Raw genomic sequence first — 25,581 nt, 5'->3', positions numbered from 1 at the left:
AATAATCTCGTGGTCTTTATGGTGGTGTGGGGCTTATAAGATGTTTTGAATTTTTATGACTGGGTTTGTTGAAGGAGGTGTTCTTTTGTGTCAGGTGAAATCATAAGGTCTTAAGGTTTTTGAAGGCTTCAAAATTGAATTGTTGCCTGCCAGTTTTAATTGTAATTTTGGGGTCATGAAACTGCCTCCCATAGCTGCACGCTAACTCTGAAAATTAAAATCAACCCAGATACAAACATGATCGAAAGTGCGTAGCTGTTAAATTTTTGTATGCTTATTATCTTTAGGAAATGTTTCGCTATAAACATGCCTGTCATAATTCCCAGTCCAATGGTCAAGCCGTAAGTGATCAATTCAGTGTTAAGCGCGCCAAAATGGAAGTAAGCGACAAGTTTCGTCGAGTGCATCATTAAAGAGCTCACGCCTCTGGTTGCGACTAGCTCCTCTTTGTTAAGTCCGTAATTTAAGAAAAAAGGATTTTGTACGGGGCCTACAGCGCCAATAATTGAAGAGAAGAGTGTGGTGACAAAGCCGAGCATTGGAAAGTACGGCAGGTACATAACAAATGAACGTTTCTTATGCCCGAATCCAAACTGAAATATGGTCGAAACTAAGAATAAGCCGACAGTAAACTCTATTAATAGTGGGTGCATCTGGGTATAAACGTAGGCGCCAATAATTGCTCCAGGTATGATGCCTGGGATTAGCCATAATGCCACCTTCCAATCTATGTGCTTCCAAAATAAATACACGCCGAATGGAGATGCAATCGCATTTCCTGTTGTTAATACTGGGGCGACTAAATGGGGGCCAACTAGAAATCCTACTAGGGGGACCAGCAGCAGTGCGCCACCACCTGCAGCCATAATAGAAATGTAGCCAGTAACCAGGCCGAGAATTAGAAGGAGGGTAATGATCATGTGTCAGCGGATTTTCGTGCCTACAATAGGGATTTTTATTTCTTAAAGGTAAGCATAAAAATATTTTAAGGCTAGTGGTTGTGGTAAAGGATATCTATTTTTGATGAGGTCGAATTATATGAAAATATCTACAGTTTCCTCACATTATTTCACGTCAAATCTGTCTTGTTAGGCTGGTAAATAATAGAATGTTATCACTCAATAGTTTTTTATGATGGCAGATAAAAGTACGCTCACATCACTTCACTATTGGGGCTTATCTGTTCTCTCTCTTGCCGTCTTCTTGGTTGCAGGGGACTTTACAGCTTTCTCTCCTGCATTGCCGGCGATTGCTGCCAATTTTTCCTCAAATTTTACTTCAGTCCACTGGGTAATAAATGCTTACTCTCTTACTTATGGAGTGATCATTGTGACTGGTGGTCGACTGGCAGATGTTTACGGCCGTAGGCGCTTATTTATATTTGGCGTTATTGTCTTTGCGTTGTCCTCGCTTGTGGGTGGTTTGGCACAAGATCTATGGGTGCTTCTCTTATGTCGGGCATTAATGGGGTTTGCTGGAGCCTTGATCTGGTCCGCGATTCTTGGGATGGCTTATAACCTGTTACCTCCAGAGAGAGCCGGTTTGGCGGGAGGGTTAATACTGGCTGCCCTTGGTTTGTCGACATCCCTAGGGCCCATATTGGGTGGTTTTTTTAGTGAGTACCTAACCTGGAGGTGGGTCCTTTTTGTCAACATACCATTGGCATTTATAATAATTTTTTTGTGTTGTAGGAAGTACCCAGCTGATGAAGTAGTGAGAATTGAGGAGGATGTTGATTATCTGGGTGCATTATTGCTTTCAGTGTCACTATTTTGTTTCTTGCTGGCTATGGAAGTGCTGGCTCAAAAGCATGCTTTTGGATTATTTTCCACTTTATTGTTGTGTTCTTCAATGGTATTTCTTGTGGGGTTTGGTTGTAGAGAGATCAGTAAGGGATCTGCTGCGCTAATACCCGTTGAGTTGATAAAAGATGCCAGTTTTCTATCTATAGTGTTTAGTGTTTTGTTGGTTGCGACAGCCTTCTTTGCTGTCCTTGTTTATATACCTCTACTTTTTATTAAGGTTCATAAATATAGTGCCCTTATGGCAGGGGTTGCACTTTTGCCAATGATGATAAGCTCCAGTATTTTTTCTTTTATATCTGGATTGATACACGAAAAGTGTGGTGCAAGGTTGTTAATTTGTAGCGGAGCCCTTGGTATGAGTGTCGGGCTCTATTGGCTGTCAGTACTCAATGAATCCACAAGTTATGTTTTTTTTATCCCTGGGTTGGCATTGGTAGGGGCAAGTTTAGGAGTCTATTCACCAGCCGCGGTTACTGCTGCCGTTGCTTTGGTTGATCCCAGTAAGTCAAGTCTCGCGGGGGGAATTGTTTATATGTTCCGTTTTTTGGGTGGTGCGCTTGCTCTTGGGTTCAACGCAATAATCCTAGCCTATTATGATGATATTGCTGAAGGTGTCTACAGGATTTTTGAGGTGGATGCTTTTATAACTTTTCTTGGTTTTTTATTGCCGCTTTATTTTTTGAGGGGTGTTGATGCACGTTTTTCTTGAGGTTCGTTTTGACGCTTTATATATCTTGTCTGCTGGGTAAAATTTTAAGATCAATTTTGATTATCTGTTTGCGGAGCAATTCAATTTAACAGTGCTTTGCAGGGTGTGAGATCTTACTCTTTTTACCGAATGGAAGATTGAAGGCTTTGTGTTTGGGTAAACATCAGCTTCTTTTTCAGTATTTTTCTATTGTGCTTGGCTAATGAATGATTCACTTCATGATTTACAGTTGTGGAAGGGGACTAAGGATTATTTTTAAGCGATGGTCACTAATGAATGCTCTAATGAAATAGTGAGATGGGGATGCTTTTTTAGTGTGATTTTTGACTTGACAGGTAAAATTTAACGACTTATAGAAAGGGCTTTGATAATGCTTGGAGTGCAAAGTAGCGGAGTTTTAAAGTTGCTGTATTTGTTGGGGGGGCAGAAAATGGAGTAGTCGATAAAACGTGTTTTATGGCTAGGTGAGTAAAAAATAATGAATTTAAAGGGGTTAACGGTTTCCGAAGCCCGCAGTTTGGGGCTGGCGGCGTTAATTTTCTCTATTTTCCTTATTGGGTATGACTATACGGCCTTTTCTGTTGCTCTACCTGCGATCCAAAAAACCTTTAATATCGATCTTACTACAACAATGTGGCTGGTTAATGCTTATGCCTTGGCTTTTGGTGTTTCTGTAATATCGTGTGGGCGTTTAGCCGATATGCTGGGTAGGCGCCGAACTTTCTTCATAGGCGCCTCACTTTTTTCGATGTTCTCATTGCTGGGGGGCTTTTCCATTAACATCTGGATGTTGATGGGGTGCCGCGTAATGTTAAGTATTGGTGGTGCTTTGATGTGGCCCGCCGTGATTGGAATGACATACCACCTTTTGGATAGTAAACGCGCAGGAGTGGCTGGTGGGTTATTAATGCTTGGCTGTGCTGTCGCTAACGCACTTGGTCCAATTATTGGCGGTATTGTGACTGATTCTTTAGGCTGGCGGTGGATTCTCTTTCTTAATCTCCCGATAACTTTGGTAGCAATGTTGGTTTGTTGGCGACTGATTGGTAGTGACTTGCCTGAGGCTCCCTCTGAGCGTGTGGACTTAATGGGGCTACTCTTCCTCTCATTGGCATTACTTGCGCTATTGGTTGGATTGGACCTGTCGGTAGATATGGGATTTACTGACTATAGAGCAATACTTTTATTTTTGGCGTTTGCGATTTTCTTTACAGTTTTTATCTTTTTGGATTACCACTCCTCAGAAGAGCCGCTAATTCCCATCGATGTGGTGAAGAATAAGAAGTTCTTAGCGGAGGGAGTGGCGACCCTTCTGGTCTCTGTGGCATTTATTGCTGCACTTATGTTTATCCCCCAATTTCTAAGCAAGGTTTGGAGTTTTTCTGCAATCCAATGTGGTATTGCATTGCTCCCCATGATGCTTGCTTTTGGTGTCACTTCTTATCTGGCTGGACATCTCTATGGGCGGTATGGGGCCAAACGCCTTTCCAGTCTAGGGGCCTTATTTATGTGGATCGGTATGTTGGTGCTTTCGAGGCTTAGTGCTCAAATTGATCCAACAGCCTTTGTCCCGGGCCTGATATTGATGGGGGTTGGTATGGGCTTGTTCTATCCAACTGTGACGACGGCAGCGATATTGATCCTTCGTTTCAACCGTGCAAGCCTCGCAGCAGCCATTATTTATATGTTTCAGATTATTGGCGGTGCTATTGGCTTGGGCTTGAATACGACAATCGTTGCACTGGCTCCAGATCTAGCAACAGGTATGAGTAGGGCCTTTTTGATGAATGCACACTTGGCTTTGTTAGGTATGGTGGTGAGTGTGTTTTTTATTAATGGAAGAGGTAAGGCTTGATTTGGATGGGTTTACTGCGTTAAGTGTCCCGTTCTGAACAAAGGCAAAGCTCACTTTAACTCAGTTTTACGCTTTATTTTTATAGTTTTACTTCTTAGATAGCACTAGATTATGACTGCGCAAAGTATTCGGGCAATAAAAAAGCCCCGCCAAATGGCGGGGCTTTTTAGTGAGGTAGGGCGGTTAGTTATACACTAACTTCCTGGATCTCAGTCGCGGCGATGCGCTTGCCTTCTTCGGCAGACTTCTGGAAGTCTTCAATCTGATCGAAGTTCAGGTAGCGGTAGATCTCGCTGGACATGGAATCCAGGTTCTGTGCGTATTCCTGGTACTCAGCCGGAGTCGGCAGTTTACCCAGGATGGCGCCTACAGAAGCCAGCTCAGCGGAGGTCAGGTACACGTTGGCACCATCGCCCAGACGGTTGGGGAAGTTGCGGGTAGAGGTAGATAGTACGGTGCTGTTCGGAGCCACACGCGCCTGGTTACCCATACACAGGGAACATCCGGGCATTTCGGTGCGGGCACCGGCAGAACCGTAGATGTTGTAGTAACCCTCTTCCATCAACTGGTGCTCGTCCATCTTGGTGGGCGGGGAGATCCACATGCGCGTGGAGATGCCACCTTTGTGTTCTTGCAGCAGTTTACCGGCAGCGCGGAAGTGGCCGATGTTGGTCATACAGGAGCCGATAAACACCTCGTCTACCTTATCGCCAGCAACGTCGGACAGCAGGCGAGCGTCGTCTGGATCGTTAGGAGCACAGACGATCGGCTCTTTGATCTCGGCCAGATCGATTTCGATGACTTCCAGGTACTCGGCGTCGGCGTCCGCTTCCATCAGTTTCGGGTTGGCCAGCCACTCTTCCATGGCGCGCGCGCGGCGCTCCAGGGTGCGCTTGGAGCCGTAACCTTCAGCGATCATCCAGCGCAACAGGGTTACGTTGGAGCGCAGGTACTCGGCCATGGTGTCTTCGGACAGCTTGATGGTACAGCCAGCAGCGGAGCGCTCGGCGGAGGCGTCGGACAGCTCGAATGCCTGCTCTACAGTCAGGTCTTCCAGGCCTTCGATCTCGAGGATGCGGCCGGAGAAGATATTCTTCTTGCCTTTCTTCTCAACGGTCAGCAGGCCCTGCTTGATGGCGTAGAGAGGAATGGCGTGAACCAGGTCGCGCAAGGTGATGCCAGGCTGCATTTTGCCTTTGAAGCGCACCAGTACGGACTCAGGCATATCCAGCGGCATAACGCCGGTAGCGGCGGCGAAAGCTACCAGACCGGAACCTGCCGGGAAGGAGATGCCCATGGGGAAACGGGTGTGGGAGTCACCACCGGTACCTACGGTGTCTGGCAGCAGCATGCGGTTCAGCCAGCTGTGGATGATGCCGTCAGCCGGGCGCAGGGAAACACCGCCGCGATTCATAATGAAGTCCGGCAGGGTGTGCTGGGTGTCGATATCGACGGGCTTGGGGTAGGCCGCAGTGTGACAGAAGGACTGCATTACCAGGTCGGCGGAAAAGCCGAGGCAAGCCAGGTCTTTCAGTTCGTCACGGGTCATGGGGCCAGTGGTGTCCTGGGAACCCACGGTAGTCATTTTTGGTTCGCAGTAGGTGCCTGGGCGGATACCTTCAACGCCACAAGCTTTACCAACCATCTTCTGCGCCAGAGTGTAACCCTTGCCGGTGTCGGCAGGTTGCTCAGGCTTGCGGAACAGCTCGGAAGGCGCCAGGCCCAGGGCTTCACGGGCTTTGCCGGTCAGGCCGCGGCCGATGATCAGGTTGATACGACCACCAGCCTGAACTTCGTCCAGCAGTACGTCGGACTTCAGTTGGAATTCAGACAGGACTTTGCCGTCTTCGGCCAGGATCTTGCCGTCGTAAGGGCGGATCTCGATCACGTCGCCCATACCCAGTTCGTCAACGGGGGCTTCGAATACCAGTGCGCCGGCATCTTCCATGGTGTTGTAGAAGATCGGGGCAACTTTACCGCCGATACAAATACCGCCACCCTTCTTATTGGGCACGCCAGGCATTTCTTCACCGAAGTACCACAACACGGAGTTGGTGGCGGACTTACGGGAAGAACCGGTACCGACTACGTCACCAACGAAAGCAACGGGCAGGCCCTTGGCTTTCACTTCTTCAATTTGCTTCAGCGGGCCGGTAACGCCGGCTTCTTCAGGCTCCAGGCCGTCGCGCTTCATTTTGTACATGGCCAGCGCGTGCAGGGGAATGTCCGGACGAGACCAGGCATCCGGTGCCGGAGATAGGTCGTCGGTGTTGGTTTCGCCAGTGACCTTGAATACGGCAACTTTGATGCTCTCGGGCACTTTGTTGCGCTTGGTGAACCACTCGGCGTCAGCCCAGGATTGCATTACCGCTTTGGCGAATTCGTTGCCGGCTTTGGCTTTCTCTTCCACATCGTGGAAGGCGTCAAACATCAGCAGAGTGCCTTTCAGCTGCTCGGCAGCCAGTTCGGCCAGATCTTTGTCGTCCAGCAGCTCGACCAGGGTGGAGATGTTGTAGCCGCCCAGCATTTGGCCCAGCAGCTCTACAGCGTGTTTGCGGTCGATTAGCGGGGACTCCGCGTCGCCCTTGATAATGGCGGACAGGAAGCCGGCTTTAACGTAAGCGGCTTCGTCAACACCGGGGGGTACACGGTGGGTTAGCAGGTCAACTAATTCCTGCTCTTCGCCTTTTGGCGGATTTTTCAGCAGCTCAACCAGGCCAGCGACTTGCTCTGCGTCGAGTGGCTTCGGTGGGATGCCTTGTTCGGCGCGTTCTGCGACGTGTTTACGATAGGCTTCAAGCACGGATAAGTCCCTCTTGGTGTGTGGGGTGGCACCAACAGCGGGTGGAATTCCCGATCTTTGTACTGTTGTCGGGATTTTTTTTTCGAGGCCGCTGAAGGCGGGGTGGCGAATACTACAGCAAAGCCCTACGGCTGTTAAGTTTATCGAAAAATCAATAATTTAAGTGAATTTCGACTATTCGCAGGGCAAATTTTACTGTGCCCACTGCAGCTGCCTCACCTCTTTTCTTAGTGGCCGAAACAAAATAGTCTACGCGCAATTTTAATCCAGGCCCGCGTTGCCTGATCGGCTAAATCTGGTTAATTGATGTACAAAAAAGTCCGTACACCTTGCATTGGTGTCTGTTCAACGGGAATAGGTGATGATGTCTGTCGTGGGTGCAAGCGTTTTGCCCACGAGGTGATCGACTGGAATGCTTATACCGAAGAGCAGCGCCGTATTATTGCCTCCAGGCGGGAGGGCTATCTAACCAATGCTGTACGCAGCCAGCTGGAAATCATTGATGAGTCGTTGCTGCTTTCCCAGTTGCGCCATCAACAAATTCGCTTTGATGAAAGCCAAAGTGCCTACTGCTGGGTTTTTGAACTGCTGCGCGCCGGTGCCAGCCAGATTGGCGATCTGGGTGCTTACGGCCTGCGCCCGACAGCTCAGGCCAGGGGAGTGAGTCTGGTGGAAATTCGCCGGCGCATCGATGAAGATTTTTATGCCTTGTCTGTGGCTTACTATCAGCGCTTTATCGCCCCTGGCTTGATACAAGACTGACTTACAGCCTCAACTCATTCTTACGTGCCTGGGCTACTGTATTTCCCGAGGCGACTTACCCCTTTAGAATTGATGTTCATCTTTCCGGTAATGGAGAACCGGCTATCAGCTCAGCTCACAAAAATCCGCGTAGAGTACTTCTCGTGGTTAATCCAAAAAGCCGGAATGGTGCCGAGGCGGATATCGACAGCGGCCTAGCGCGCTTACGCGCTGACGGAATAGAGGTTGAAGTCTTGCATTCCGAGGCCCCAGAGGAGACCGAGGCTGCGATCCGGCAGAGTCATAAGAACCTCGACCTTGTGATAGTCGGTGGCGGAGATGGCACCATCAGCTCCACCGCTCGGGTATTGAAAGAGTGCCAATTGGCCCTGGCAATTCTACCGCTGGGTACCGCGAATGACTTGGCACGCTCCCTTGGCATTGTCGACTTGGAGCAGGCTTTTGATGTCATTATCGGCAACCATCGCCAGCTAATCGACCTCGGTGTTGTCAATGGTCACTATTTTTTCAATGTGGCCAATATGGGGCTTGGGGTAAAAGTGACTGAAGCACAGGACTCCGAGATTAAAAAGCGCTGGGGGGTTCTGAGTTATCTGAGAGCCTTCTTTATTGCCCTGAGGCGTACACAAAAATTCCGGGTAAATCTGGCACTGGACGAAGAGCGCTGCCAAATGCGGTCAATCCAATTGGCCGTGGGCAATGGTCGTTATTACGGTGGCGGCAACCTGGTTGCAGAGAAGGCACGCATCAATGATGCCAAGCTTAACCTCTATAGTCTGCGTCCGCGCGGCCTGTTGGAGTTGCTGGGCATGGCACTATTGCTCCGCGGTGGCAAGCACCATCTAACCGAGGGGGTTTTTAATGCCAGTGCCCAGCGAATAGAGGTAGAAACCAAGCCGCGTCTGCAGATTCATGCGGATGGGGAGCCGGTTGCTGAAACCCCTGCAACCTTTTCGGTGATTCCCAGAGCGCTTGAGGTTCTGGTGCCACGCAATTCAGAGGAACTCCTCAGTAGAAAAGAGAGAGGGCAATGACACTCATTCGCACTGATATCCAGGCAGCATTGAATGATCTTTTTATGCTTATTAGCCGTAGCGAGGAGGATTACCGGGCAGCGGCCGGGCAACTTGAAGAAAAGTCGGCAGCTAATTTCTTAAACACAATTACCAAACGCCGGCAGGTGCTTGCGGACAAGTTAGAGCGGGCAATTCGTGCCGAAGATAGTTTGCCTTCTGAGCCGGATAGGGACCTCAAGGCTGGTGAACAGCTACTGCAGAGCTTTGCGCCCCTACTGGCTGAGGACAAAACCAAAGAGATTTTCAAAAAGCGTCAAGACGCCGATCGTGAGCTACTTGCGCGTCTTAACGATGATGAGTTGAGTGCTCTTGATAAATCCCACAAGGCGCTTAAAGAAGTCTGCCGGACTCAACTCGAAGAAACATTGGTGGAGCTGGCTCAAAGGCTCCGGTAGCCCTTTGGGCGTTCCGGTTAACCGGCGCTAGCGTTGCTGTCGCAAGAAGACACGCAAGGCAGGTAGGAATGGCTCTGTGGAAATAGCCAGGTCCCTTCTTTGTCGGCGCCGGCTGACACTGGGTTGATGATCGACCCGAGTAAATTCAGGCAATCGCCCGGCTTCATTCGCAGCCACTAGTATCGGCATGGAGGAGTAACCCACTTGTCGATACTGGTCTTCCTCTCCAGCTTCCTGTGCGAAGAAAATTTCGGCGACCTGTAGATTGGGGCGGCTCTGCACTTGTACCTGGCGCAGGTCCTCCTGTTGGCTTTTGTGCAGGCCGGCAAGCAGTTGCCGTTGGTATTGGATGCCGGGATCTGCACCGGTTGGGTCCATCTGGACCAGCTTTTTTTCACACCACTGCACTGTGACTTTGCGAATGGACTTGCGTGCCTTTATCCAGGAGAGGGTAATGGCATTCGGATGCTGTTCGCAGAGTAAAACCAGGCGGTAGCACTGGCGCAGGTGCGCGCGGGGGTAGCCTGCTTGCGCCAGTACCTCGCGCACGTTGCGGTCTCGCTCTGCCATGGGCCGCTCTGCTAAGGCTGATCGGTACTCGGCGATAGCATTGGCAAAGGCCTCTTTGTCGCTGTTGAGTTGTTTTGCCAGTGCCAGAGTCTTGTCTGGAACCGCCAATAGACCCGGGATTTGCAGGGTTGCACGGGCATCGCCTCCGGTTCCGAGAGGTTCGGCATAATCCAGCTGGTTATACAGGGCGCCAGCAAGAGAAAAGGGCCGCTCAAAGCTTTCTTGCAAGGACTGGGCTGCTTCCAAGGCAAAAGGTGGCTGCAGCAGATAGTGTTGCCAGGGCTTACTGGCAGTTTGAAGTTGTTCAAGAGAGTCGCGTAATTCTGCTGCGCTGCTGTGGATCTGCTCCAGTAAGGGGGGGATGCTGAGTGCCAATTGCCGATGGTCTTTCATCGCCGAGTTCCACTATCCAAAAGATCAACATTTTAATGCACTTAATAAACCGTTAACAAATTTCTATTTGGACTGTTTAAAACTGGGGGTGCCTGGCGTGTGAAGTTGTTTAGAGGTTGACTGAAGGGGGTGCGTCATAGGGAAAAGGATAGATAGCTGTTTACAGTAAAAGCCGCCCTGGAGAGCAGCGCTTGATTTCTGTTGGGGCCTGCCTTTCTGCTGTTGTGCCGCTATAATCCCGCGCCAAATGATTGATACCAGATGAAATACTGATCCCATGAGTGCCCAAGTTCCCGATTTGTCCGCGATTCACGAATTCCTGCTGTGCGCCACCCCGGATGCCTGGATTGAGGCAGCACTGGCTGAGCCGGAAATGATGCTGGTGGACCACGCCAACTGTGAAAAGAAGGCGGCCGGTACAGCGCTCAACCTGATGTTTCGCTATCTGGGGGATTTTGAGCTGCTGCACAAGATGTCGCGTTTGGCTCGTGAGGAGTTGCGCCACTTCGAGCAAGTACTGGCCATTATGGAAAAGCGCGGCATTGCCTACCCCCACGTGAGCGCCTCCCGCTACGCGGCTGGGTTGCGTGCTCAGGTGCGCAGCGCAGAGCCAGGGCGCCTTGTGGATACTCTGATTTGTGGAGCCATTATTGAGGCACGTTCCTGTGAACGCTTTGCCCGTATAGCGCCACACTTGGATGAAGAGCTGCAAAAATTTTACCTGTCTCTGCTGAAATCTGAAGCTCGCCATTTCCGCGACTATCTACATCTCGCGCAAAAAGCCGCAGACGAAGATATTGAGCCGCGAGTGCAGGCGTTGTTAGCGCTGGAAAAAGAGCTCGTGCTGAGTGGCGATGGTGAGTTTCGTTTCCATAGCGGTGTGCCGGGAAAGTCGCAGGGTTAGGGTCCGTTAAAAATCATTGAACTGTCACTGATGGAGATCACTTTCTTGCCTGACTAGACAGGAGGGCTGTGAATTTGTTCTACATCAGTTGCAGGCAGTACATTGGACACCAAAATACTGTTTAGGTACTACCGCGGTTTAGGCGCTACCAAGGTGCTAGTCCACTGGGGAGCAACGGCGCTTAAGGTATTCATTTTTGATCAAGACTAGCCAGTAGGCGTATAAAATCCTGCAGTTCTCTGTCGCTCGAATAATCGATAGAAAACTTATTGTGAAAAAAGACGGTGAGCTTCACTTTTGCTGAGTTGATAAATACGGTGTAGCCATCAAAATCGGTGCTCACTGTCAGTCCTTTGTAGTGCCAGCCGTCTGTTTCCCTGTGTCCCTCCCGGGTGACACGATCAAATACCCGCAAGGCCTGTTTGACATCAATTTTGCTCTCCTCTTCCATACTGGCTTCCCCGTGCCACTAAACTTGTTGTTTCTGTTCTCCCTTACTGTATGGAAGATTAGACAGCATGGATAGTAGCGGCTATCAGCAGCCGGTGGTGGATACCCGTTTATTTGATGCCCTGGCTTACCTGGGGCTCTGTCCTTTTGTTGTCGGTCTATTGCTGCAGCTAACTGAAGTCTCCCTCCTGGGTATTGATGCCAGCCTATTCTTTACCGCTTATAGCGCAGTGATTCTCAGCTTTTTGTGTGGTATCTGGTGGGGGGGCGTGCTGAACCGGCCCGGCCATCCTCACCGGTTGGCGTTGATCGTGCTCAGTAATGTGGTTGCGCTTGCCGGGTGGGTGGGATTAATGCTTTATCAAAGTGCTTGGGGGTTGCCCATTCTCGCAATAGGTTTTGCCTTTGTGGCCTGGATGGAGGCCCGCTTAAATCCCAATCTGCCTGGTCGGGAGCAGTATTTTCGTACTCGCAGTATCGTGACCTATCTGGTGATTGCTTGCCATATCGGCATGATACTGCTGCGTTAACACTTGGAGTAACCGTTTCTCCGTCGTTCTGAAAGCTAGACTTTCACCAGAAAGCGACACGAGAATGCCAGGTATGAAATCGATTGCCCCTCCAGCATTAGATCAATTATTTTTTGAAGCTAGAACACACAGTTACTGGCAAGATAAACCGGTGCCGAAAGAGTTGCTGAAAAAGTTGCACAATCTTGTCAGGATGGCGCCCACCAGCGCTAACTGTTGCCCGATGCGGGTTGTTTTTATTGTGAGCAAGGAGGGAAAAGCCCGGCTTAAACCGGCTTTGAATGCGGGCAATATTGAGAAAACCATGTCGGCACCGGTGACAGCAATCATCGCATTTGATATGCGCTTTTACGAATATCTTCCCAAGTTGTTTCCCCACACACCGGCGCGTGAGTGGTTTGCCGATAATCCAGAGTTGGCAGAAACCACGGCATTTCGCAATGGTTCAATACAGGGTGGCTACTTTATTCTGGCGGCGAGGGCTTTGGGCCTGGACTGCGGCCCTATGTCTGGGTTTGATAATGCCCTAGTAGATCATGAATTTTTCAGTGATCAGTCCTCGACCCCAGCCTTTGTACAGGAACACTGTCCAGGCCATATTAAATCCAACTTTCTCTGTAATCTGGGATACGGTGTGGATGCCAAGTTACATCCGCGCAATCCGCGCTTTGAATTCGATGAGATATGCCAAGTTGTTTGAGGGCACTGTGTGAATGCCATCAGGATCTCAAGAAGAAGGTTAAAAGTGAGTTGGATGAATGGCTCATAGGCAATTGCAAAATATATTTCGCCCGAACAATTATTTTTTACCCAGAGATGAAGAGGTTTTGTATGAGTTGTTTGGCAGGGATATCAGCCGGCCGGTAGTTGAGCGTTTTCTCGCGTTTCAGGATGCTGAATATTCACGCTGTGTCTCATCTAAAAATAAAGGAATTTACCGGGCTGACCAGATGCTTCTGGATTGCTATGCCAGAAAAATTAATAAAGAAGCGGTTTTGGATGAGAAGCTGCTGTTTAGCAGAGAAGAACTAGAGCCAATTATTTCGGCGTATCGAAATGAAGCGCGATACATGAACCTGGGGGAAGAGAGGGCGTCTTTACCCCATGACGTAATTTCTACTGAAGAATTTATTCTGCACTTACAGGCCACCATTGTTAAAGCCTTGGAAAAAAAGAAAGAGGCCGATGACTTTGTCGTGGTAATTCCTACCACCAGTTATAAAGGGGAGCTTATTCCCAAGGCAATCTGCAGTAAGGCAAAACTGGATGATGAAACTTTCAAAAAGCAGTGTCAGTTGGGTTTGGTGAGAAACCAACACCTGCAATATGTGCTCAGTAAATCTTATCTTTGGACCCTAGCCCATGCCTGGCCCTTTATCACAGGTAGTGAGGTGGGCAGGGGGCGCTTTCGCGGGGTTGTATTCCGGCAGTTTGATCTTGGGTGGGACCTGATCTGCCCTGATCTCGATAGTGATACCAATGTTTTTGTCATTACCGATGCAAGTTGTTCCGGTGGCGAGGCTGAGCAAATTCGCAGTCGCTTGCTGAGGTGTGATAGGCGCGAGAAATCTGCGGTTATTATTCCACTATGTAAAAAGAAAGCCTTAGAGCGCTTGAGTAAAACCCCTGACGGTTTTGCCGATATTATCGCAGGGGTTGTGCTGGAGGACTTTAAGCGGCAGTGGAAAGATATGGGGGAGAGAGCGAGCTATAAAATACTGCGGGGAGGGAGTTAAGGCTGAAAACGTGTATTTGGTCATCATCAAATTTTCGTGATGCTGTTTAAAAGGAGGGCTTGGAAACCATCAGGTAAACGATAGCAATCGTTAAGGGAAAGGCCAGAGCACCTAGCAGGCACCAGGTGCGCATGATCCAGCGGATTTGACTGTGGCTATTTTCTTGGTTTGCATGTGCGCGCAATTGATATTGCAGGTAGACAACCGGGAGCCACAATAGGAAAACCGCTAGGGTTAGCCCGGCAGCCAATTGCAGCCAGGTTTGTTCTATCCATGCCGGGTTAATCACCAGCATCCCCATGGCACTTCCCAGTAAACCGAGCACTGCGCTGCCGGTAAATATCCAGTCTGCTCGCACCGTTTCCTTACTCACCCACTGAATCACCTGGGAATCACCGGACAGCCAGCCGCGCAAAGTATACCAGGCAATCCCGGTGCCGGTTCCGAGTACGATAATGGCGCAGAGAATATGTAGTGTCTTGAGTGCGAGGTAGTAATTCATAAAGCGGCAGACCAAAATAAACCGGCAATAAGGTAGAGTTTTAGCGCATAACTTTCAATCCTATAGGTTTGATTTGGCTATGAGTTTCAAACCAGAAAAAATTATCAGCGGTGGGCAGACCGGTGCGGATACTGGTGGCTTGATCGCCGGGCAACGATTGGGTATTGCCACCGGTGGTACTGCCCCGCAGGGGTATTGGACCGAAGTTGGAGAGCGCGCCGATTTTCTCAAAAGCTTCGGGCTGATTGAACTGGCATCTGGGAATTTAGCAGAGCGCACTCGGGAGAATATCCGTAATTCTGATGCAACTTTGATTTTTACCGACAATCCCGGCAGTGATGGTACCTCTTATACCATTAAGTTTTGCCGGGAGCTGGGGAAACCCTTTTTAGTGATTGATCCCTGGGATTACTGTTGCAAACAAATTCGCGATTTTATCGGTAAAAATAAACCTTATATTTTAAATGTGGCCGGCAATAGGGAATCAAATTCTCAGGGAATTACCTGGCGCACGGCCGAGACCATACAGCGGGTATTTAGTGGTTAATTGGTTGCGACTGTTGGTTCGAGACTTGTGGTTGTGGCGCGCGCAGGCGTAGCTCTAGGTCTGTATGCTGGCCCACGGAAAACCAGAAAAAAACGCACAGCGCAGTAACTGTTGCGCCGAGGGTAAAGTATTGCACCCACTTTGGCTCCGGTCCGCCGGGTAGCCAGTGTTTCTCTGCGACGCTGCGGCGGCGATTCAATATCAGCGCATAGAAAATAACGGTGGCAATAACAAATATCAGCGACCAGCGTGTCTGCTGGCCATCGGAGCCCACCAGTGCCACCAGACAATAGATTGCGGCAATTAGCAGTATTACAGTAAACAGTGTGTATTGTTGCTGCGGTATTTTGCCGTAAGCGAGTACCCGCAATGCAATTGCCGAGTAGATATAGGGCAGTAATGTCATGATGACCGCCACTGAGGCGATCTTGCCAAATTGCTGGCTGGCGCTGGGAGAAATGGTGGCGAGTACCAATAGGGACATCAGAATGGCCACCAATGTCAGGCCGACAGAGGGCACCCCTTTAGGGTTGGTTTTGGCAAAGGCTTTGGAGAAGAGACCGTCATCAGCTGCGGCCTTGGCAGATTGCCCTACCAAAAGAATCCAGCCGCCGAGAGAGCCGATACAACCTACTGCTGCACAGACTGCAACAATATTCGCGGCGGTATTACCTAACGCCAAACGTGCGGCGTCGGCAAAAGGTGCCGAAGAGGCGATGAGTTCCTTGTTGGGCAGCATGCCCATAATGACTGAAGAGCTCAGGACATAGGCTACCGATGCCAACAATACCCCGCCAACAGTGGCGATCGGCACATTGCGGCTGGGGTTTCTCACTACTGCGGCGGATACAGATGCGGTTTCCACGCCGATAAATGCCCACAGGGTAAAGGTGAGCGTGGCCATAATTGCACTGGCATTACTCTTGCCGGAGACATTCCAGCTGGCGTTGAATGTCTGGCTATCAAACCAGAACCAACCAAAGAGTGCTGTACCGAGAATGGGAATAAATACCAAACTGGTGGTGAGCGATTGGATACGACCAACCATACGCGGCCCGAGGATATTCGCGTAGGTAAGTAGCCAGATCATGGCCACCTGGGCCAGGGCGAAGGTCATAGGGTCCTGGAGCGGGGGGAAGAAATGGGTGATATAGCCCAGCCCGGCGGTGATCAGTGCGACATTGCCGATGACATTGGCGAGCCAATACACGAGGTTGGTCTGGTAGCCGATATAGTCGCCAAATGCCCTGCGTGCGTAGGCATAAGGGCCTCCGGCGGCTGGGTCCAAGGCGGCAAGGCGGGCAAAAACCAGTGCTAGTGATACGGCGCCCACGATGGTGATCAACCAGCCAATCAGAGAAATGCTGCCTATAACTGCCAAGTTAGCAGGCAGCATAAATACGCCGGAGCCCATCATATTGCCGGCCACCATCAGCGTGGCTGGCACCAGGCCGATTTTATTACTCTCCGCCGTCCGGGGGGTTATGGCGCGGCCCCCCGGCTCAGGGTGTAGACATGGTAGTGCCCCTTGTGTACTTCGACACCGTGGTTGTCATGGCCGAAGCCGGGAAACTCCCGGTCGAAGGACTCCAGCACGCGTAAATATTCCAGGGCAGGACTGCCCTCGCTGCCAAAATTTTCCCCCGGCATCAATAGCGGAATACCCGGTGGGTAGGGAATAACCCCGGTTGCTGCGCTCCGCCCTGCCAACTGGCTCAAGGGAAGCAATTCCACTTCGCCGCGCACCAGGGCTTCATAGGCCTGCACAGGGCTGCAGTCGGCCTGTGGCAGAGCAGAAAAACCAGCGGACATTTTTGCTGTGCTGCGCAATTCCTTCATACGGGTAAACATTTTTTGCGCCAGGTCGCGTAGGCCTATATCGGCATAACCAGAGTGTTTGGCCAGCAGATTGGGCAGACACTGGCTGAGAGGCTGATTGGCATCGTAGTCCCGTTTGAAGGCGAGTAGTGCGTTGATCAGCGTGCCCCATTTGCCCTTGGTTATGCCGATGGAAAACAGGAACAGGATGGTAAAATCAGTGGTCTTCTCGACAATAATGCCGAGGTTATCCAGGTACTTGCTGATAATGCCGGCTGGAATACCCCATTCCGCCAGCTGACTGTTGCGCTGCATGCCCGGGGTAGTGATGGAGACCTTAATGGGGTCGAGCATGCAATAGCCTTTCTCTAGCTCGCCGAATCCGTGCCAGGAGTCTCCGGGATTCAACAACCAGCAGCTGGCTTCGCTGCACAGTAGCTCTGTAGGTGCGCTGTGAAAGGCGTATTTCTGGCCGCTTGAGGGCTCTGTTACCTGATCCGGCTGCCAGCCATCAAAAAACCACTCCCCCTTTTCCCCATACTCTCGTTTCAGTCGTGCCAACACTTGGCGAAAAGCCACCGCCTCAGCGATAGATTCGCCCGTGAGCGCAGTGCCGCCAGGGCCGTCCATCATCGCCGCACTGACATCATTCGAGGCCATGATGGAGTAGAGGGGTGAAGTGGAGGCGTGCAACATAAAGGCCTCGTTAAAGCGGCCGTGTTCGATGGGGCTGCGCCCATCGCGGATATGAATCATGGAGGCCTGCGATAGGGCCGCCAGCAGTTTGTGTGTGGACTGGGTGGCAAATTTTGTCGGGCCTGTGTGAGGCTCGTCGTCCTCGCTGTCGTACATCGCGAAGCGATCCCGGTAGATTGGGTTGAAGCGCGCATAGGCGTACCAGGCCTCATCAAAATGCAGCCGGTCTACGGACTCACCCAGCAATTCCTCCACCCGGCGCACGTTATAGCAGAGGCCGTCATAGGTGGAGTTGGTGATCACCGCATGTACCGCCCGCTGGCTATCGGCGCTGTCCACCAGGGGATTGTTAACAATGGCTTGTGAAATGGCTGCTTTCGTCAACTGATCCGGGGGAATCGGGCCAATCAAACCGTAGTGATTGCGCAACGGTATCAGGTAGGTAGGAACAGCGCCGGACATGGTGATGGCATGTTCTACAGACTTGTGACAATTGCGGTCGCACAGGGCCAGCTGGCCGCGGGTCACAGAGGCCATCACAATCACGCGATTGGAGGTGGAGGAGCCGTTGGTGACATAGTAAGTGCGATCTGCGCCGAATACCTTGGCTGCGTAGCGTTCCCCTGCGGCGATGGGGCCTGTGTGATCGAGCAGGGAGCCCAGCTCTGTCACAGAGATGGACAAATCTGAACGCAGCATATTTTCGCCGAAAAAGTCATAGAAGGCGCGCCCTGCAGGGGACTTTAAAAATGCGGTGCCACCAGTGTGGCCGGGCGTGTGCCAGGAGTATTCATGCACATGGGAAAAATGGGTTAGGGCGGCAAACATGGGCGGCAGCACTGCCTGGCTGTAGCGCCTTATTGCACCCTGGATGCGCCCGCCGATAAAAGTGGGGGTGTCCTCCAGAATCCAAATGAAGTCATTGGCCAGCTCCAGGGCGCGGCGTGGCATATTGCTGACGGTTTCGCGGTCTGCGAGCAGAAATACCGGCAGATGCAGATTACGTGCTCGCAACTGCTCCAGTACATTCAGCGCAGGGGGGTGACCGCTGCCGGGCAGTTCCCAGTTCAGTAGCAGACATTGTATTGCCGGGTTGGCGCGCAACATGGCACTGGCATCGTCACTGGAAACCGTGGTGATCAGGTCGATGCGGCGCTGCGCCAGCTCCTCCTGCAGGCGTGTGGCGGCGCGGCCAGGAGCGCTGTTGCTGGCGATCTCCCCACTGGCGAGCAGGGCCAACATATTGGTGGGCATTTGTTTTCCGAGCTGGTGCATGAACCTCCCGCCTGGGTTGCGTCTCGGGTCGAGTTGGCCGGCTCCCCGTCAGCGCAGAAAGTTGTCTTTCAGCAGGTCGACCACTTCATCAGCGCGTCCGTTGAGTATGGCTTTGAGGCCAAATAGCGCGGTGGAAGACACCTGCTGCGCTGTCACCTCCGGGGGCATCACCAGTTCCAGCCGGTTTACAGTGACGTCCAGTAAGGCAGGTCCTTTGACTGCCAGCCAGCGTTTCATCGCGTCTTCGAGATCACCCGCTTTCTCGACTTTTTCTCCAGGAATACCAATCACTTCCGCCATGCGGCTGAAGTCGGGGTTCTGCAGGTCAGTGTAGCTATCCAGCAGTCCCTCGATACGCTGTTCCATTTCCACAAAGCCGAGGGAGTGATTGTTAAAGACCAATAGTTTGAGTGGGATTTTTTCCTGCACCAGGGTCAATAGATCGCCCATTAGCATGGTCATTCCGCCATCGCCACACATCGCAATTACCTGGCGGTTGGGGTCTGCCTTAGCCATACCCAGACCCTGGGGGTAGGCATTGGCCATGGTGCCGTGGGAGAGGCTGGTGAGGAAGGAGCGTTTGCCATTGGCGCGCAGGTGGCGCAGCAGCCAAACCATGGGAGAGCCGCCATCGGCGGTAAATGCAGCTTCGTCGCTGGCGAGTTTGTCCAGGGCTTGGGCAACGTACTGTGGGTGAATCAGTTTGGGGTCTGGCTCGTGGCCGCGCTCTTCCAACTGCTCCAGGTCTTTTTGATAGCGACCGAGCAGGTCCTGGAGAAATGCATGGTCACTGCGGTCTTTTAATCTCGGCAATAGGGCTTCAATGGTCGCGCCGACATCGCCAACCAGGCCCATATGAATGGGCGTGCGTCGCCCGAGGTGGGAAGCCGCTATATCCACCTGAATAATGGTGGCTTTTTCCGGGTAAAACTGGGTGTAGGCGAAATCGTTACCCAGGCACAACAGCAGGTCACAGGTTTGAACTGCGCGATAACCGGCAGGGTTGCCGAGGATACCATTCATGCCCACGTTGCAAGGATTGTCGTATTCCAGATATTCCTTGGAGCGGGTGGTATGCACTATGGGTGCTGCCAGCTGCTGTCCCAGCTTAACTACTGCATCGTGCGCGAAGCGGCAGCCGATACCGCCATAGATAACAATTTTCCCTGCTTGGTTGAGCTTTTCTGCCAGCGCATCCAGCTCCTCATCAGTGGGGCGTGCTATCCACTGGGGGCGATGAACAGCCCAGGGAATTGAGTCTTTGATCTTGGTCTTGAAGATATCGCCACTGACCTCAACCACCGCAACGCCTCTGTGGTTGAGGGCTGCCTGAGCAGCTTGGCTCACAATGCGGCGAGCCTGCTCAGGGTCGGAAAGGGTTTCACAGAATACTGCGCACTGCTCGTAGAGTTTGATCTGATCGACATCCTGCGGGAATCCCAACCCCTGCTCGGCTCGGTCAATGCGGGTGGCGATCAGCAATACCGGTGCGCCATTGCGGTGGCTCTCAAAGATGCCGTTGAGAAAATGCAGGCTGCCGGGGCCAGCGGTACCGGCACAGACACTGAGCTCCCCGCTCAAGTAAGACTCACCGCCCGCAGCCAGGGCACCCACCTCTTCGTGACGAACGTGGACCCACTCCAGCTTGGACTGGCGCACGGCGGAGGTGAAATGATTGATGGTATCGCCGACGATGCCATAGCAGCGCTTTGCTCCGGCTTTTACCAGGGCATCGACAATAATTTCCGAAACGGTCTCCATGGAAATCTCCAGAGTAAGGTGCAGGGCTTACAAGCGCCGCAGTGCGGAGTGATCATCGTGGTGAGCCAGGTTGACTGCGGGCCGGAATGAATCAGCCCTGGCGGCCTGCCACCAATGCCGGTAAGGCGTCTCCTCAGGGGCGTCTATCAAGGCGTTCTCATTGAGAAAGTGCCAGATGCGATCAATAGGATATGACTCAGTACCATTGATGCGGTGATAGAGATGGTAAGGTTGAAGGTCGCGCGGTTCGGTTAAACCGGCGGCGGCGACAATCTCCCCCAGGGCCTCCAGGGTCTTGGCCTGGAAAGCCGCCGCGCGCTTGCTCTGCACATCCACCACCAGGCCCCGCTGGCGCTTGGGGTCCTGGGTCGTGACACCGGTAGGACAGGTATCGGTGTGGCAGCGTCGCGACTGAATACAGCCGATGGAAAACATAAAAGGCCGCGCGGCATTGCACCAATCGGCGCCTATCGCCAGACAGGCTGCGAGCTCTGAAGCCGAGTAGATTTTACCGCTCGCCGCCAAGCGCACTTTATCGCGCAAGCCGGTAGCAACTAAGGCATTGCGGACTACGATCAGCCCCGACAGCAGTGGCATACCCACATGGTTGGATAATTCCAAAGGCGCGGCACCCGTCCCGCCTTCGGCGCCATCGACCACGATAAAGTCGAGATATTTCTCTGTTTCCAGCATGGCTTTCATAATGGCCAGTACTTCAAAAACCTGCCCTACGCACAGTTTGACGCCCACCGGTTTGCCACCGGACAGGCTGCGCATCTGATCGGCAAATTCGAGCATTTCAATAGGGGTGGAAAACATCGAGTGGGCGCGTGGAGATACACAGTCGACGCCGGGCTGGACTTTGCGGGTTGAGGCAATTTCCTGGGTAACTTTTGCTCCGGGTAATACACCGCCATGGCCAGGTTTAGCGCCCTGGCTCAGCTTAATTTCCGTCATCTTTACCTGATCATCGCAGGCTTCGCGAAAAAGGTCGGGATCGAAGCTGCCGTCATCCTTACGGGCACCGAAATAGCCGCTACCCAGCTCCCACACCAGGTCCCCGCCGTGTTTGCGGTGATAGGGGCTGATGCCACCTTCTCCGGTGTCGTGATAGAAGCCACCGATAGCTGCGCCCTGATTCAGTGCCTCAATCGCAGCGGCGGATAAGGCGCCGAAGCTCATGGCGGAAATATTTAATAGCGTTGCCGAATAGGGTTTTGCACAGCGGCCAGAACCCACTTCGATGCGGGACTTTATATCAGCCTCTTTGGCCGGGTTAATGGAGTGCGTGAGCCACATGTATTCATCACTGCGTACATCCAGCTCAGTACCAAAGGGGTGCATATCCGAGAAACCGTCGGCGCGGGCGTAGACCAGTCTGCGCGCCTCATAGCTAAATGGTCTGCCCTCCTCATCACCCTCCACGATGTAAGCGCGGAAGTAGGGGCGCAGATTCATAAATAACCAGCGTATGCGCCCGGCAACGGGGAAATTACGTGTCAAACTCCAGTTGGGCTGGAGCATGTCATAAATGCCCAGTAGCACTAAGAACAGGCTGAGTAGCAATGCGATCACCCACCAGGCATCGACAGCAATGGTGAGTATTAAAAATATCGGTGTCAGAACCAGGGCGGTCACTGGAATGATGGCGCGCTTGATTCCATTCCGACTGGCATAGGCGCGCCAGGCTGTGGAGATGATCATAGTGTGTGGGTTCAATCTCATTACTGGGAGTTCCGATAATGAACCTAGATCATCACAGGGGGCTTTGCCGCTATCGGTCCACGATCTGCCGCAAAACTGACCACCCCCAGTATGAATCTTGCCAATCTACTGTTTGTAGGCGCGTAAATACTGGCTTTAGGCATTGAGTGTATGCAGCTGTTTATTTCCATGCGGGGAGGCCTGCAATACTTAATAAGGGAACGGGCCTCTGAATAATTCAGTAATTTCAATTGAGGCTTGAAGGTCGAGTGGTATGGGGTGGGCCTTTGCGAATGGCTGAGTTCTTTGCCAGAGCATTCCAGTAGTTGCCTGACAAAATTCTGGCAGAAATAAGATTGATTGAGCGTTCACGGGAGATAAGCATGTCGGGATGGAAGCATGCTGCGGATGTACCTTTATCGATTACCGAGAGGAGTATCTACAACTTACATTACCGAAAAGCCTTGGCAGATATGATCGCCCGTGCAATCAGTATCAAGGGCACCCTCCAGATCGACCTGTTCAAAGAGGCGGTTCAAAGAACTGTCAATATTTATCCTATTGCTCGTTGTCGCTATACCCGCGAACCCGTTCGGCGGATTTTTGCAGATGTCGAATTGGATATATTGGATGTCCGGGGCATGAGTGACTCTCATGTAAAGAGCTTCTTAACCCAATACAGTAATGCGCCATTAGCACTGGATACTGATCAGCTGCTGAGCTTAAGCCTTATTCGCACCGGAGAGAATGAATACATTTTCTTAACGAAATGTCATCACATTATTACCGATGGGATCAGTTTGACATTGCTTTGGGGATTGGTACTGAGCACTTATCTGGATCTTGAGAGCGGGGCTGGTTTCCGTCCTCAGCCGGAAATCATTGATTACGCCGATTACGTGGGTTTTGAAAATAACTACATCCGTAGCCAGCGGGGACAAAAAGCTCTACAACATTGGCAAAATAAGCTGGCCCGACAAAGAGGCGCGATTGAAGTGGCCTCATCAGGGAAAGGAGTCTCTCTATATTGTGAAGACTTGGTTTGCACCCTGTATAAGAAAGAGTTCTCCCATATTAAAGAGCGGGCAAGGGCTGCCGGGGTCAGTCACTTTGTCTATCTGTGTGCAGGATTTCAGCAGGCTTTGTTCGAACTCCTACAAAAAGATTTTTGGATGAATACCAGCTTGTCACTGCGGGTAAAAAGAGAACATCGGAAGGTTTTGGGGCCAATGTTTCGCCAGGTAAATCTGGCAGTGGTAGCTGAGGAAACCTGGAAGGGAAAACTACGGCGGCTGGCCAAAGAAATCCAGTATGCCGTACGAACGGTTTACGTGGCTGATTCGATTGGTCCCCATGGTGTTATTGGCAATAACCTGCCTGCTCCCTGCACCTATTTGATTAACTTTCTGCAAACAGAGGTACAGCAGGAGGGACTGCAAGCGATTTATAACGATGCTTCCTCGAACTGGGTCAATTTAAATGAGAGAGTAAAAATGTGCTCAATGAGTTTGCCCACCCGAATTACACCCTATGGAATCTATCTCTCTCTTGCGGCTTACGGTGGGCACCTTCATAGTAACTTTGTCTATAACGCCAACTGTTTCAGCCGTGACACCGTGCAAAAACTCAGTGATCGGTGGCGTTTTATCTTAGAGAATGGCTGTTAGGCCGAGTTTGCTTGAATTACTGCGCCAAAAATATCAGCAAACTCTCAGTGGGGATGGGCGCAAATCATTCACTTTGCACCAGCGTTGGTCTGGTTACCGCCCTAGCCGGCAAGTGCTGGCATTCGCTCGCGGGAGTGGGTCTCTATAGCCGTAACGATTGAGTGATCATTCAGTTCAAGCAGAATCTCATCCAGACTCAGTAACTGCCAGCAGGCTCTTGCTCCTGTCTCTTCCATTTCTCCGCGTAGAAACTTACGTGCTAGTGCTGCCGCTGGGGCTGCAGGAATCCAGGGGCCATCGCCATTTAGGCCTAATACCTGCCAGCTGCGCGAGGCGCTTTCTCCATGGGCATTTTCCCCTGTAGCACGCACGATCATGCCGCCGTGTGGTGTGCCTCCCGGCCAGCGGTCACTGATCTTATGGCCAAGCTGGGCTAGGCGCGCAGTGGTTGCCGGTAGTTGTAGGCGCGCCAATTGGGCGCAAGCGGATAGGCCGATTTGCAGGGTTAGAGGCTCAAGGCCAGTGGCGAAGCGAGCACTGTGCATCTTGGGAAAATACTTCGGGCAGAGCTCTAGGTCGGGCACATCAAAGTCGCACAGCCAGCGTTTGCCCACTGGGTGGGCCAGGTTGATGGGGCGTAGATTTTTCCCTGCGTGGGATTCGCGCCAGTAGCCGCTCTGCAGCTGTGGAAAGCTGTGGCCAAGGGATTCAAAGCCAGCGCGTACAGTCGCCAAGCCACGATCTATTCGGTGTGCAGGTGCTATGGCAATGTCTACGGAGTGAATCACTGGCAGTTCAAGCTGGATCTCGGCGATTGCGGCGGAGCTCAGCCCGGGTAGGCTACTGGCGCCCGATACCATACTAATGCCTGCGGCCTCTGCGGCGGGGGACAGGCGGTGAAAATCGCACACGAAGCGACGACCATCGGAAATATCAATGTAAGGTGTGCGTGACTCAATGCAGGCTTTTGCAACCCGATAATCACTCTCTTTTTGGAAGGGGCCTGCGCAGTGAATCAAAAGATCCAGGTGGAGGGCTTTGAGTTGTGCAGCCAAGTTGACGGCATCTCTCTCCAGGCGTAAACCTTCGGCGAGCCCGCCGAGTCCCTCGGCACACTGGTCTGCCAGAGCCTTGTTGCGGCCGGCAATAATCAGCTGAATATTGGGCTCGGAGCTCAGCATTTGCGCAATGCGCGCGCCAAAGTTGCCGTAGCCGCCGAGTATTAATACGCGTTTGTTCAGGTTATTAATCACCTGGATCGCACTCCTCTCCCCTGAGGTTAGTTAGAGTGGATCATGCAATGGGGCAGTGACGTAAATCAAGAGAATCTTAGTGACTATTGATTAAATGACTGGCTGGCGGTTTATCACGATTTGCCTTTGCTTGGTGAGTACCGACGAATAAATAGTAATCTTAGGGGGACAACTATGACGTAAAAAGGGTCAACGGATTACCCCCGACAGGGTTCGTTATTCACGCCTTTTCGGCTGTTAAAGAAAACCAGGCGCTATCCCTTAGCCTTATCTAGTTTGTGTCTTACAGGGGCTAATCGATGACACTATTCACTTACTTGACGGTAACCTGATCGGCAGTCTTGTATATTATTTATTCATATATTTTGGT

At 51.6% G+C, this 25,581-nt stretch carries 21 protein-coding genes; 11 read left to right on the top strand and 10 right to left on the bottom strand.

The window, feature by feature from the left end:
- Window positions 1-173: 173 nt before the first annotated feature.
- Window positions 174-920, bottom strand: a complete 747-nt coding sequence (locus ACJJIC_RS16145; protein WP_444886542.1) for a sulfite exporter TauE/SafE family protein — start codon at window positions 918-920, stop codon at window positions 174-176.
- A 211-nt stretch (window positions 921-1,131) separates the two neighbouring features.
- Between ACJJIC_RS16145 and ACJJIC_RS16140 the strand changes: the two genes are divergently transcribed.
- Window positions 1,132-2,514, top strand: coding sequence for an MFS transporter (locus ACJJIC_RS16140; protein WP_445357398.1), 1,383 nt, complete (start codon window positions 1,132-1,134; stop codon window positions 2,512-2,514).
- Window positions 2,515-2,992: 478 nt separating this feature from the next.
- Window positions 2,993-4,369, top strand: a complete 1,377-nt coding sequence (locus ACJJIC_RS16135) for an MFS transporter (RefSeq protein ID WP_444922847.1) — start codon at window positions 2,993-2,995, stop codon at window positions 4,367-4,369.
- Between the two features lie 187 nt (window positions 4,370-4,556).
- On the opposite strand, the gene acnB is transcribed toward ACJJIC_RS16135, so the two are convergent.
- Window positions 4,557-7,172, bottom strand: coding sequence for a bifunctional aconitate hydratase 2/2-methylisocitrate dehydratase (acnB, locus tag ACJJIC_RS16130; protein WP_444886539.1), 2,616 nt, complete (start codon window positions 7,170-7,172; stop codon window positions 4,557-4,559).
- A 306-nt stretch (window positions 7,173-7,478) separates the two neighbouring features.
- Between acnB and ACJJIC_RS16125 the strand changes: the two genes are divergently transcribed.
- From ACJJIC_RS16125 to ACJJIC_RS16115, 3 genes are all read left to right on the top strand, one after another.
- Window positions 7,479-7,934 (top strand): DUF1289 domain-containing protein, encoded by a 456-nt coding sequence (locus ACJJIC_RS16125; protein ID WP_444884455.1) that lies wholly within the window; start codon window positions 7,479-7,481, stop codon window positions 7,932-7,934.
- Between the two features lie 68 nt (window positions 7,935-8,002).
- On the top strand, window positions 8,003-8,968 hold the full coding sequence (locus tag ACJJIC_RS16120; RefSeq protein WP_445357901.1) for a lipid kinase: 966 nt from the start codon (window positions 8,003-8,005) through the stop codon (window positions 8,966-8,968).
- Complete coding sequence (locus tag ACJJIC_RS16115) at window positions 8,965-9,405, top strand: hypothetical protein (protein WP_445357397.1); 441 nt, start codon at window positions 8,965-8,967, stop codon at window positions 9,403-9,405. The genes ACJJIC_RS16120 and ACJJIC_RS16115 overlap by 4 nt, the downstream gene beginning before the upstream one ends.
- A 27-nt stretch (window positions 9,406-9,432) precedes the next feature.
- Here the strand turns inward: ACJJIC_RS16115 and ACJJIC_RS16110 are convergent, their stop codons facing one another.
- On the bottom strand, window positions 9,433-10,368 hold the full coding sequence (locus tag ACJJIC_RS16110; RefSeq protein ID WP_445357396.1) for a hypothetical protein: 936 nt from the start codon (window positions 10,366-10,368) through the stop codon (window positions 9,433-9,435).
- Window positions 10,369-10,645: 277 nt separating this feature from the next.
- Between ACJJIC_RS16110 and ACJJIC_RS16105 the strand changes: the two genes are divergently transcribed.
- The gene (locus ACJJIC_RS16105) at window positions 10,646-11,272 is read left to right on the top strand and encodes a MiaE family protein (RefSeq protein WP_445357395.1); all 627 of its coding nucleotides are present in this window, start codon (window positions 10,646-10,648) and stop codon (window positions 11,270-11,272) included.
- A 190-nt stretch (window positions 11,273-11,462) separates the two neighbouring features.
- Here ACJJIC_RS16105 and ACJJIC_RS16100 read toward each other — a convergent pair whose 3' ends face one another.
- Window positions 11,463-11,723 carry a DUF3081 family protein gene (locus tag ACJJIC_RS16100; RefSeq protein ID WP_444909278.1) on the bottom strand — a complete coding sequence of 87 codons (261 nt, stop codon included), beginning with the start codon at window positions 11,721-11,723 and terminating at the stop codon, window positions 11,463-11,465.
- Between the two features lie 67 nt (window positions 11,724-11,790).
- On the opposite strand from ACJJIC_RS16100, the gene ACJJIC_RS16095 reads away from it, so the two are divergent.
- From ACJJIC_RS16095 to ACJJIC_RS16085, 3 genes are all read left to right on the top strand, one after another.
- On the top strand, window positions 11,791-12,252 hold the full coding sequence (locus ACJJIC_RS16095) for a DUF3429 domain-containing protein (protein ID WP_445357394.1): 462 nt from the start codon (window positions 11,791-11,793) through the stop codon (window positions 12,250-12,252).
- Window positions 12,253-12,325: 73 nt separating this feature from the next.
- Window positions 12,326-12,952, top strand: a complete 627-nt coding sequence (locus ACJJIC_RS16090) for a malonic semialdehyde reductase (protein WP_444886533.1) — start codon at window positions 12,326-12,328, stop codon at window positions 12,950-12,952.
- Between the two features lie 58 nt (window positions 12,953-13,010).
- Entirely contained in the window at window positions 13,011-13,988 is a 978-nt protein-coding gene (locus ACJJIC_RS16085) for a hypothetical protein (protein WP_445357393.1), read from the top strand.
- 46 nt (window positions 13,989-14,034) lie between these two features.
- Here ACJJIC_RS16085 and ACJJIC_RS16080 read toward each other — a convergent pair whose 3' ends face one another.
- On the bottom strand, window positions 14,035-14,490 hold the full coding sequence (locus tag ACJJIC_RS16080; protein WP_444886531.1) for a DUF2269 family protein: 456 nt from the start codon (window positions 14,488-14,490) through the stop codon (window positions 14,035-14,037).
- A gap of 79 nt (window positions 14,491-14,569) precedes the next feature.
- Here ACJJIC_RS16080 and ACJJIC_RS16075 point away from each other — a divergent pair, with 79 nt between their 5' ends.
- Window positions 14,570-15,037, top strand: coding sequence for a YpsA SLOG family protein (locus ACJJIC_RS16075; RefSeq protein WP_445357392.1), 468 nt, complete (start codon window positions 14,570-14,572; stop codon window positions 15,035-15,037).
- Here ACJJIC_RS16075 and adiC read toward each other — a convergent pair.
- From adiC to ACJJIC_RS16055, 4 genes are read right to left on the bottom strand one after another with little or no spacing between them, the layout of a single operon-like run.
- Window positions 15,027-16,523 carry an arginine/agmatine antiporter gene (adiC, locus tag ACJJIC_RS16070; RefSeq protein ID WP_445357900.1) on the bottom strand — a complete coding sequence of 499 codons (1,497 nt, stop codon included), beginning with the start codon at window positions 16,521-16,523 and terminating at the stop codon, window positions 15,027-15,029. The genes ACJJIC_RS16075 and adiC overlap by 11 nt on opposite strands.
- Window positions 16,520-18,826, bottom strand: a complete 2,307-nt coding sequence (locus tag ACJJIC_RS16065; protein WP_445357391.1) for an Orn/Lys/Arg family decarboxylase — start codon at window positions 18,824-18,826, stop codon at window positions 16,520-16,522. The genes adiC and ACJJIC_RS16065 overlap by 4 nt, the downstream gene beginning before the upstream one ends.
- A 48-nt stretch (window positions 18,827-18,874) precedes the next feature.
- A complete protein-coding gene (locus ACJJIC_RS16060) occupies window positions 18,875-20,587 on the bottom strand; it encodes a thiamine pyrophosphate-dependent enzyme (protein WP_445357390.1) in 1,713 nt (570 codons plus the stop codon).
- Between the two features lie 27 nt (window positions 20,588-20,614).
- Window positions 20,615-22,312, bottom strand: coding sequence for an FMN-binding glutamate synthase family protein (locus tag ACJJIC_RS16055; RefSeq protein ID WP_444909282.1), 1,698 nt, complete (start codon window positions 22,310-22,312; stop codon window positions 20,615-20,617).
- 362 nt (window positions 22,313-22,674) lie between these two features.
- Between ACJJIC_RS16055 and ACJJIC_RS16050 the strand changes: the two genes are divergently transcribed.
- Window positions 22,675-23,958, top strand: a complete 1,284-nt coding sequence (locus ACJJIC_RS16050; protein ID WP_444909283.1) for a condensation domain-containing protein — start codon at window positions 22,675-22,677, stop codon at window positions 23,956-23,958.
- 101 nt (window positions 23,959-24,059) lie between these two features.
- On the opposite strand, the gene ACJJIC_RS16045 is transcribed toward ACJJIC_RS16050, so the two are convergent.
- A complete protein-coding gene (locus ACJJIC_RS16045) occupies window positions 24,060-25,211 on the bottom strand; it encodes a saccharopine dehydrogenase NADP-binding domain-containing protein (RefSeq protein ID WP_444909284.1) in 1,152 nt (383 codons plus the stop codon).
- Window positions 25,212-25,581: the final 370 nt, after the last annotated feature.

The organism is Microbulbifer mixtoriginis (SeqCode), from assembly GCF_052468275.1.
This window is presented reverse-complemented; position numbering and strand designations above follow the sequence as displayed.